Origin of the sequence: Bradyrhizobium sp. 45 (assembly GCF_023073155.1) — a bacterium.
GTDB lineage: Bacteria > Pseudomonadota > Alphaproteobacteria > Rhizobiales > Xanthobacteraceae > Bradyrhizobium > Bradyrhizobium canariense_D.
On sequence record NZ_JADPIX010000135.1, the window covers coordinates 1 to 8,788 of the forward strand.

General features: G+C 55.9%; 11 protein-coding genes. 6 read left to right on the forward strand and 5 right to left on the reverse strand.

Features of this window, described 5'->3' with window-relative positions; all coding sequences use genetic code 11:
* Positions 1-78 precede the first annotated feature (78 nt).
* A complete protein-coding gene (locus tag IVB42_RS31585; protein WP_247397438.1) occupies positions 79-261 on the reverse strand; it encodes a hypothetical protein in 183 nt (60 codons plus the stop codon).
* A 251-nt stretch (positions 262-512) separates the two neighbouring features.
* Here IVB42_RS31585 and IVB42_RS31590 point away from each other — a divergent pair, with 251 nt between their 5' ends.
* Together IVB42_RS31590 and IVB42_RS31595 are read left to right on the forward strand one after the other, a co-directional pair.
* The gene (locus IVB42_RS31590; protein WP_247397441.1) at positions 513-947 is read left to right on the forward strand and encodes a DUF6641 family protein; all 435 of its coding nucleotides are present in this window, start codon (positions 513-515) and stop codon (positions 945-947) included.
* 425 nt (positions 948-1,372) lie between these two features.
* The gene (locus IVB42_RS31595) at positions 1,373-2,512 is read left to right on the forward strand and encodes a hypothetical protein (protein WP_247397444.1); all 1,140 of its coding nucleotides are present in this window, start codon (positions 1,373-1,375) and stop codon (positions 2,510-2,512) included.
* Positions 2,513-3,059: 547 nt separating this feature from the next.
* Here IVB42_RS31595 and IVB42_RS31600 read toward each other — a convergent pair.
* Both IVB42_RS31600 and IVB42_RS31605 read right to left on the reverse strand, forming a co-directional pair.
* On the reverse strand, positions 3,060-3,449 hold the full coding sequence (locus IVB42_RS31600) for a nuclear transport factor 2 family protein (RefSeq protein ID WP_247397447.1): 390 nt from the start codon (positions 3,447-3,449) through the stop codon (positions 3,060-3,062).
* A 72-nt stretch (positions 3,450-3,521) separates the two neighbouring features.
* Positions 3,522-3,680 carry a hypothetical protein gene (locus IVB42_RS31605; RefSeq protein WP_247397452.1) on the reverse strand — a complete coding sequence of 53 codons (159 nt, stop codon included), beginning with the start codon at positions 3,678-3,680 and terminating at the stop codon, positions 3,522-3,524.
* 669 nt (positions 3,681-4,349) lie between these two features.
* Between IVB42_RS31605 and IVB42_RS31610 the strand changes: the two genes are divergently transcribed.
* On the forward strand, positions 4,350-4,592 hold the full coding sequence (locus IVB42_RS31610) for a hypothetical protein (protein ID WP_247397455.1): 243 nt from the start codon (positions 4,350-4,352) through the stop codon (positions 4,590-4,592).
* A 32-nt stretch (positions 4,593-4,624) separates the two neighbouring features.
* Here IVB42_RS31610 and IVB42_RS31615 read toward each other — a convergent pair whose 3' ends face one another.
* Positions 4,625-5,269: a cation transporter gene (locus IVB42_RS31615; RefSeq protein WP_247393885.1), complete on the reverse strand. Its 645-nt coding sequence runs from the start codon at positions 5,267-5,269 to the stop codon at positions 4,625-4,627.
* A 598-nt stretch (positions 5,270-5,867) separates the two neighbouring features.
* Here IVB42_RS31615 and IVB42_RS31620 point away from each other — a divergent pair.
* From IVB42_RS31620 to IVB42_RS31630, 3 genes are all read left to right on the forward strand, one after another.
* The gene (locus tag IVB42_RS31620) at positions 5,868-6,425 is read left to right on the forward strand and encodes a DUF305 domain-containing protein (RefSeq protein WP_247397458.1); all 558 of its coding nucleotides are present in this window, start codon (positions 5,868-5,870) and stop codon (positions 6,423-6,425) included.
* A 128-nt stretch (positions 6,426-6,553) separates the two neighbouring features.
* Positions 6,554-6,811 carry a hypothetical protein gene (locus IVB42_RS31625; protein ID WP_247393891.1) on the forward strand — a complete coding sequence of 86 codons (258 nt, stop codon included), beginning with the start codon at positions 6,554-6,556 and terminating at the stop codon, positions 6,809-6,811.
* A gap of 305 nt (positions 6,812-7,116) precedes the next feature.
* The gene (locus tag IVB42_RS31630; RefSeq protein ID WP_247397460.1) at positions 7,117-7,476 is read left to right on the forward strand and encodes a PRC-barrel domain-containing protein; all 360 of its coding nucleotides are present in this window, start codon (positions 7,117-7,119) and stop codon (positions 7,474-7,476) included.
* A gap of 400 nt (positions 7,477-7,876) precedes the next feature.
* On the opposite strand, the gene IVB42_RS31635 is transcribed toward IVB42_RS31630, so the two are convergent.
* Positions 7,877-8,158, reverse strand: a complete 282-nt coding sequence (locus IVB42_RS31635; protein WP_247397464.1) for a hypothetical protein — start codon at positions 8,156-8,158, stop codon at positions 7,877-7,879.
* Positions 8,159-8,788: the final 630 nt, after the last annotated feature.

Consider the following 8,788-nt stretch of genomic DNA (forward strand, 5'->3'; position numbering starts at 1 on the left):
CCGACGTCACTCGACGATCGGTTACCTCAGCCCTGTTGAGTTCGAGCGCAAGGTGGGATTAGCTTAACCCGGTGTCCATCAAACCGGCAGCAGCTCACCTCGACCTTCGTCGTACATCAATCCAAGCTTCACCTGAGCGGCGGGATCTCCTTGCTCGGAAAGTTCGGCATACATGTGCGCCGCACTGACGAAGTCGCCCCTAATATAGGCCGCATTCGCTTCTTCGAGAGGACCTGCCATGGCCCCCTCGATCGCCATCATCAATAGGATTATCGACAGCCACACTCGCATACGATCAGGTCCTGCCGCACCAAAGCAGCATAAGCAAGATATGCTTTAGCGATACAAGAGACGCAAGATCAGCTCCGCTGGAGGTAGAGCATGCCAGATGAGGCGAGGCGTTCCGCCCATTTGACGATACATCCTTGTTGGTCTGTTTTGGCTCGACCGTTTGATCGAAGGCTGTATGTCGGATTGTCGTTACGTCGTATACAACAGACAGGAGCCCCGGAATGTCGACCTCTATCCTCAAGTCCCTCACGTTCGTCCCGCAGCCCAAGGTCAGCTCTGACCCATTGATTATCAAGCGGGAACGCATGGTGTCCCGTTTGGATGATCAGAAGAAGCTGCTTGCTGATCCTTTGTATCAGCGTCGCATCAAGCGCTGGGAAAAGAAGGAAGGCGGCGAGAAAGTGCTGATCGAAAAGCCGCTCCGTACCAGCAAGTGGTGGCAACAGGACCCGAGCGGTGTCGTCGTGATGACTGTGAAGGTCGGATCGAAACGCATCGAGTTTGAAAAGGGCAAGGCCGCCATAGCAGTCGGCTCGCTGGAGAAACTCCCGAGCGTGATTGATGCGCTTATCAAGGCCGTTCGAGCGGGGGAGTTGGACGCTCAGTTGAGCGAAGGTAAGGGTCCCAGGGCGGTGCCCGCTCGAAAAGTGGCTTAGCCATTGTTTTCCAATAGCAGGAGCCATAACCATCCGGCGCCGTCGGCAGCAATTTCAGACCTATCGGCGGCGCCATGAAACGAAGCTCAATTGCTGCCTGCTCACTGGCCTTTTGCAGCAAATGCAGGCTTTCCTACCCATCTCCGACTCGTAGTTCGGCATCCTCGAATAAGGTCTCCGGATTCGAGTGAACGGCGCTTTCGGCAACCAGCCGATTTATCTCCTCTTTAGTGAGCACGAATACACCGAGTCTCTCGGACTGCTCAGTGTCGGCATTGACCTTTCTCATGAACGCCTGTGGACTACGGAGGAGCACTGGAGGGGTACGAGCCGTAATTCACACGTTGCATGATCGTATCGCCATGCGGTAGCTTGTCGCCTTTCGTTAGCTCTTCTCTGTTGGCCCTGAAGAAGGAGAGCAGGCTGTGTCGAAGAACAACGTTGCGCTAGGGTTAGCTGATGGACCACGCTGGATTTTCCGAGCCGATCGCCTTGCGCCAGGCGACATAGTCGCCACTCGAACGCCTGGGTCGCTTATCAGTGGGGCAATCAGGTTAGCAACAGGGCATGATTTCTCACATGTCCTGATAGTTGTTCGCCCCCCAATAGCGGTAGAATCGGGTGACTTCGGTGTAGTACGACTTTCTCTCGATCGACACGCTATACTCGACAAAAACAATGTTCGAGTTTTTCGCTACCGTGACGGTTCGTTAGTCCGAGAGAAGCTACTGGCCGCTGCAGGATTTGCAGAGGGTCAGGTTACTAGAGAATATGCCGACGAAGATATGCTCACTTCATTGCTCCCGATCGTTCCATCGGTCAACAAAGGGCAATGGTTTTGTTCGCAGCTCGTATCTGCGTCCTATGAATCTGCCGAACTTCCTCTTGTTGACCGGCAAAGTTCAAAGGTAACGCCGGGGGACATCGTCAAGTCTGCATCACTTGAGGACGTTACGGATTCCTGCCTCGATGAAATTGATGTCGAGCGCTTAGACGTTTTTGGCGGAACGTTTGGCTTTCTAGACGGACCTTCTTCGCAAAGCGTTCACTTTGAGGAAGTCCAAATAAAGCAGGCCATTGTTCAAAACATGAAGGCGACGTTCAAACAAGCGGGCGTGGAGCTTGAAACTTATTCGCACGGACTTAGCCTGCTTGCTAAGGCAGCACGAGAGCAATCTGACTGGTATCGTGACGTTGATGCCGAATTTGCCGAGCGTATCCGGGGGTCTGGTTTGCTTCAACTCGTACGCAAATGGTTCTCACCTGACGCACACGTGCTATTTTATGACCTTGCGGCACTTCGATGGGCTGCGGGTGAGGAGCGATCTCAGGTCGAGGAGCGTCTCTCTACTGCCAAGAGGGTTCTTACAGACCGCTCGCTTGCTGTGACAAGTTTTGCCCCCGAAATTGAATTAAAACGCAACCTCTGGGTCGTCACCGATTCAGAAGCTCTAAGACTTGATCTCGCTTTTCTCTACGAGGTCTACAATCTCGAGGTCCGGTTACAAAACGTTGCTGCTTTGCAGGTTCAGCATTTGCACTGGGTTCTCACACTACAAGAGTGACGCCTAGTCGGTCGGTAGTTCGGTAGGCACTCGAACAAGCCCTTTCGCCTTACGGCTCGGGCTTCAGGACCTTGCGGTCCTGGACTGCTGGTGGCTTCGGTTTTCCTGATTTCTGCGCTCTACAAGTTATCCCCGGCCATAAGCTCGGCCACTATGGCCTAGTGCTTATGACCAGACGTAGGTGCACTCACAGGCCCAGACCAGCGGTTCACGTCCGCGTCACCACTCACGTCATTAATCTAATGGGATTCTGCGGCCTTGCCGTGGATGTTCGCGGGCACGAATGCTGTAGAGGCCGTGCTACCTCGGATGATCCACGGGAGCAGCGCAGGATACTCTGCTTCGTGTTGTAGTTCATCAAAGTCAGCGATGTGCCGTTACGAAACTGCTATAAGCTATATAGAGGTTTAGTGTCCCAGGATCAGTGGTTCTGAGTCATTGAACCAACCGGCTGAGCAGTCCTGCACGCATCCTGCGGCTCCACTCTACTTAAATCACAAAAGTTCTTTGTCGGGGTCCAAGCGGCTTGCCGCTTCGCGAAGCGCCATTAATGCCCTGGTGCAGAAATAGTCACGGTCTCTTCCATGATCTTGGCTTCTTGACCGTCTCGGACGATGATGGCCGTGTAGTAGCCGTGTAGCGGTTGATCGCCGAGCTTGGCCTGCCACTCGCCAGCATTGAAGACGAAGTTGCCGATAGATCGGGATACGTTGCGCTCTACCGAGTAGTCGTGCAGGTCCAAGTTGACGACATCCTGCAGGTTCCGGCGAATGGCTTCTCGGCCTACGAAGATCCCGCTTGGCGTCACTCTAACGGCATCCTCAGTGAACGCCGCAGCCATGGCATCGAGTCTTTGCGATTGTAGGCCTTGGCAAAATTCTTCTGCAGATCGGCATATTGATCGTCGGTGGCCTGCTGAGCGACAGCACCACAGCATGCCGACATCAATAAGGATCCGGCAAGTACGATCGTACGCACCATCAAGGTCGCCATCATTAAGCCGATGCGATCAGAACCACTCGCCCGGCATGTACTTGTCAGCAACGATAATGCTCACTGACATGAGCAGGCCGCCAAAGCAGAACAACGAAATCGATAGCAACGCTTCAACGTCAGCAATCGCTTCGACCGACGCCCTGGGAAAAATACGGGTAGCTAATGCCGTCATGTCACCCTCCCCATTTGCTCTGATGGCCACCCTGGCGACCACCGTTGTTGGACAGCAGCCTACTTCACGCCATCGAGCCGCAGCATCTCGTCAATACGAGCCTGACAGTACTCTTCATAGAGAGCGTTGATGATGCGCAACATGGCGGAATCCCCCTATCCACCTGATGAAGGCTGCGCCTCTTCTGTTTCAGGATGGCTTCATCGCACCCGCTATATGGTTTCGACTGGCTCCCGCAGCGCATAAATTTCCCCGGGGAAAGCCCAGTCGCTATCGAAGCGCCAAGGCGCTAAAATTACCCCAATAGCCCAAGACGAGCCCCGACGATGCGTTCAAGCAAGCTGCGGGGTCCGAGACACTGGGGCAAACCCGAAACGCATCAGAGACTCTGGAAGAGCTTGGGTGTACCGGCAGCCCACGATGCACAGGAGAAAAGGCAGGGTTCTCGACAAAAGATTGACACCATAGACCGCTGGGGTCGTACTCCGTTGAAACGACTCCGCAATTGTACTTCCAGTACAAGTACAAGCATTGTCATGGCCGCTGGGCTTAATGCAACGTCTCGTTGCTTCTTCAATAGGTTAGCGGATCGCCTCAGCTAGGCCGTCCGGCTTCGATTGAAATGCTGTCGACCATGGTGGTGCTTGCTGAACTTCAGGGGCACCACGAATGGACGGCGCTCGCTATCTTGAGGATGGCAGGCTCACGGTTTTCCTGCGCAACGGCACCTACTACGCTCGCCTGCGACTTTCACCGGGGAAATACGTCACTCGATCGTTGAAAACGACGGTGGAGGAGAACGCTGTTCAAGCAGGCCGAAGGCTGCTGTTCCAATTAGAACAGAGGGCCGACGACATCTCCTGGCAAGGCGAAGGGGACATGGCGACCGCGCGGCCGCAAGTCTGGAGGTGACCCAAAACGGACATTAGCCTTGGCAAGGGGATTTATTCGGCTGCTGCTAAACGGCCTACGCGCAGCTCTCCGACGGCTTGCCGGATGACGATAGCAGCACCCTGAATAGCAAGCACTGCCATGATGGCGGCCACGATCACGTCGGGCCATCCTGTGCCGGTCCCGAACACGCCAGCGGCTGCCAATAAGACCGCGAGGTTCCCAAGCACATCGTTACGGGTGCAAATCCATGCAGATCGCATGTTGGCGTCACCATGACGGTACGCCCAAAGAAGACCAAATGAAGCGGCGTTGGCAGCCAAGGCCGCAACTCCAACGGTGCCCATAGCAACTGCGCTTGGGAGCGTTCCGTGGAGCGAATGCCAAACGACTGTTGCGATGACCCATGCACCGAAGGCGGCCATTGTAGCGCCCTTCGCAAGAGCAGCAGCAGCGCGAAAGCGGAGTGCCATGCCAACTACGAGCAGGCTTATGGCATAGTTTGCAGCGTCACCTAAGAAGTCGAGCGCGTCTGCTTGTAACGACGCCGATCCAGCAGCGAGGCCCGCGACGACCTCAACCGCAAACATTGCGGCATTGATCGCGAGCACAGCCCAGAGCACCCGGCGGTAAGCGGCATCCCGCTTTTTGTTTCCGCCCAAGTTGAGGGGCGGCGGAGGACAACAGCAATCATTCATGGGCCGAAGATAAGATGAATTGAGGCCAATCGCTAGTCGAGTTCGGTCGCCTTTTGGCCATCGCTACCGTTGAGGCGGTGCTGCTACATGTCGGCTCAGAGGGGGAGACCGGGAGTTTGCAGTGGAGTGCTAGACCGACGCTTTTAACCCCTAGCTGATTTTAAGGCTCCCTCTTTGTCGCTGCCTTGAAGTAAGTGACGGTGTTAACTCAGGTGAATGCGGCCATCAGCGATCGTGATAGCGTTCGGCATGCGACGCAGACCCGCTGAAATCAGTTCCGGGACATTCCTGTTGGCCACGGCAGCCCTGCTGCTGGTGGCGCTGCTTGTCCAGCGGAGGACGGAAAAGCCCTAGAGAGCGCTGCGATGGCGATTTTGCACTTCCTCGCTGGGGCGGCCGTTCTTCTCATCTTAGCTGGCGGGATGATCTATTGCGCTCGCGCAGCTTTGCGCCCCAGAAGGAGGTGACCGGCTAGCTCACTGATTGGGTCAGCAGACTGCCGAGTGCATCGGGCTAGGTCAGTCATGCCTCGAAGCTGAAAGCCGCCCGGTCGAGGAACCGCGCAAGCTTCAACGAGTCTCCTCTGCGAAGGTGGCCCATGTCCTACCCGCGTTTCTTCTCCATGATTACCGTCTCGACCGTCGTGATGTTCGTGTTGATGTACCTTAACACGTATGCCTTGGAACACGTGCGCTTCAGTGAGACGCGGGTCTATATGGCCCTGCTCATGGGAGCGGCGATGGCGATAATCATGCTCAGCTTCATGTTTGGCATGTATAGGAGCTATCGGCTGAATGCTGCCATTCTTGCCGTCGCGGCGATTGTATTCGGCGCTTCGCTTTGGCTCGTCCGCAGCCAGCAAACGATTGGGGATGTCGCCTACATGAAGGCCATGATCCCCCATCACTCGATCGCCATCATGACAAGCGAGCGGGCGCACATCAAAGACCCAGAGGTGCGGAGGCTTGCGGACGGTATTATCGATGCGCAGGTCCGGGAGATCGTCGAAATGGAACGCGACATCTTGCGACTGGAAGCCAACCCACCGGCGGCAAATGCTGTCGATCTGCCATCGTACCGTGAGCGCGTGGCCAAACCTCCTCCTGCGCAGACGGACGAGAGCACCGCCATCGACACAACCAAAATCCCACGCTGATTGCTGAGGTTCACAAATCCGGAAATGGCCCGTTCTGGACCGACTACCGGAGCGATCTTAGCTGATCCGCTTAAAGTCCCGTAAGAATGCGGGTGGCTGTTTCAGGGTTGCAGCCGTGAGAGCAGACGTTGTCGATCCTGATCGCGACGTTGCTGATCTCCGCGCATCCGTTCAAGCTCGGCTTCAGCTTTTTCCGTGTCTTGGTTCTGGCGCTTCAGCTCAATAACAAGCGCCTCTTGCTCGGCGAGGCGCCGTTCCCCTTCGACGACATCCGCCTCTATCTGCCTCAGCTCATCGTATATCGCGGTGGTGTACATCACATCCTCGCACGGCCGTGCTGCGATTGCACGTCGGAGACAAGTTTGCAGCCTCTTGCGGGTTTTTAGTCGGCTGCGCCGCGCAAAATTAACCGGAGCGCGAGGCGCATGACTTTCAACTCAGCCAACTTCTTGAACGTTCCGGCCGATGCCATTTTTTCCCGCTTTGACCAGTCGAATACGGGACAATGCCACTAGCGATGGCCGAGCAGCTTGAAAGCACCCAAGACACTTGCGTTCCGCCGAAACATTAAAACCTTATAGTCCGCTCGTTTCGAGCGAACCCTTTGCCCGTTTATCCCGTTCTCCAACTGCGGCTGCTGATGGCGCTGACCATCAGCGCGATTCCAAGCTCCTAAGCAGCGGAGGTAATCATGGGAATGCAAGATCGTGAAACGAGTAATCTGATCGGAAGTGATAAGGTTGAGGGAACGACGGTGTACGGCGCGGACCGACGTGAGGTCGGTACCATCGAACGTGTGATGATCGATAAAAGAAGCGGTCAGGTAAAATACGCCGTCTTGAGCTTCGGCGGTTTCCTGGGTATCGGCGACGACTACTATCCCTTGCCGTGGCAGTCCCTGAGATATGACGAGGGCCTTGGTGGCTATCTAACGAATATTACCGAAGACCGGCTGAAGTCCGCGCCCAAGTACAATAACGAAAGTAGCTGGAATTGGTCGGATCAGAGTGAGAGCAGAGTGAACAAGTACTACGAGAGCACCTTTATCTAATTCCCAAGAGGACCGCCCGAAAGGCGGTCCTTCTCTTTTGGCGTCACTCGGATGCGTTCCACCATGCGTGCGCGGCCTGGAGTGCCGCATTCCAGTAGGATGGCGGTGGTATTCGCGGTGGTTGCCGATCGTCTGGGAACGTCGCATTCGCGATTAGAGATAAGGGAACGAAAGCCCCTGGCAGGCTTTAAGCAACAAGAGACCGCCGCTCGCCGGTACTAACACGGCGCATGTCGCGGATAGCCAAAGGTCGCTGCGTGCGACCCGCTGCTCTGAATACAAGCGCTCGCGCAGATAGCCAAAAGCGGCGGTCTCCAGTTCCTTCAAAACGTCAGCTGTAGTTTCAGCCTCCCTCTCGAACGACGGCCCGGCTGTGTAGGTACCGACAGATATCGGCCTGCTAAGTGTCCGGTCGTGCGCGGCGTGATTCCAAACACTCGGCCAAAATTTGATCCGCAGCGAGTCTCGCACGTCGGTCGTCATGCAATTCGTCCAATTTTTTCAAGTAAGCGACTGCCGCTACTTGCAAGAGATCGAAATCATGCTCGCCGGTATCACGAAGATTGGCGACGTAGCAATAAAGGGCGGAACGCCTGTGATCGTTCTCGCTGATGCCGCTGTGGAGGAGCAAGTAGTTCCGCCATGCGAACGCACACGCGCCTTCTATCGCAAGAGAAGTCATGGGCACCTCCTAAAGCCAGAGAAAGACTGACGACCCGTTTCGTTCCGAGAATCTCTTGGGTGTAACGTTGTTCCGTACCTGCGCCGCAAGGTGCTTACATGCAGGGGTGTTGGTGCTCAGTCGGCGACTGTCCATAGCGCAAATCTGAGCTGTTCGCGTCGAGTTGAGGCTGGTCGCCTTTCGAGTGGCGGGCTTGCCCGAATGGGCGTGCGGGTGCTCCCTAGAAAATGGGACGGGCGAAAGATGCGAGACTTCCGGTTCTGGCCCGTCTCGGACCAACCGGGCCGACTCGGTTATGTCCGCTGCTCAGGGTGGACCGGAAGTGACAGGTAGAAGTCTGCATCGACGCGAATGACCCAAAGCGGACTCCAGCGCGTCGCGCTGCCGCCCCTGAGGGAGTGAACTACTGCCTCTCAGATTTCGGTTGTCGCCGGGTCTGGCGATCGATGCGCCTCAGCTCTGCCTTAAGCCGCTCCATCTTGAGCCTGGCTCGGCGTGTGGATGTGCGCTTGGTTTCGGTCAAGCGTAAGGGCTGTTCAGCGGCCACCTACCGGATGACGGTGTGATCTGCGAGTCTGCGGTTCGGTTTCGACCGTTAGGCTTAGAATGGACACAGTGCATACTGCTATC

Coding starts and splice junctions, on each gene's coding strand:
- IVB42_RS31600 (WP_247397447.1), bottom strand. CDS start 3,449: ATGCTGTGGTGCTGTCGCTCAGCAGGCCACCGACGATCAATATGCCGA.
- IVB42_RS31620 (WP_247397458.1), top strand. CDS start 5,868: ATGTCCTACCCGCGTTTCTTCTCCATGATTACCGTCTCGACCGTCGTG.
- IVB42_RS31630 (WP_247397460.1), top strand. CDS start 7,117: ATGGGAATGCAAGATCGTGAAACGAGTAATCTGATCGGAAGTGATAAG.
- IVB42_RS31605 (WP_247397452.1), bottom strand. CDS start 3,680: ATGACGGCATTAGCTACCCGTATTTTTCCCAGGGCGTCGGTCGAAGCG.
- IVB42_RS31615 (WP_247393885.1), bottom strand. CDS start 5,269: ATGAATGATTGCTGTTGTCCTCCGCCGCCCCTCAACTTGGGCGGAAAC.
- IVB42_RS31635 (WP_247397464.1), bottom strand. CDS start 8,158: ATGACTTCTCTTGCGATAGAAGGCGCGTGTGCGTTCGCATGGCGGAAC.
- IVB42_RS31585 (WP_247397438.1), bottom strand. CDS start 261: ATGATGGCGATCGAGGGGGCCATGGCAGGTCCTCTCGAAGAAGCGAAT.
- IVB42_RS31610 (WP_247397455.1), top strand. CDS start 4,350: ATGGACGGCGCTCGCTATCTTGAGGATGGCAGGCTCACGGTTTTCCTG.
- IVB42_RS31590 (WP_247397441.1), top strand. CDS start 513: ATGTCGACCTCTATCCTCAAGTCCCTCACGTTCGTCCCGCAGCCCAAG.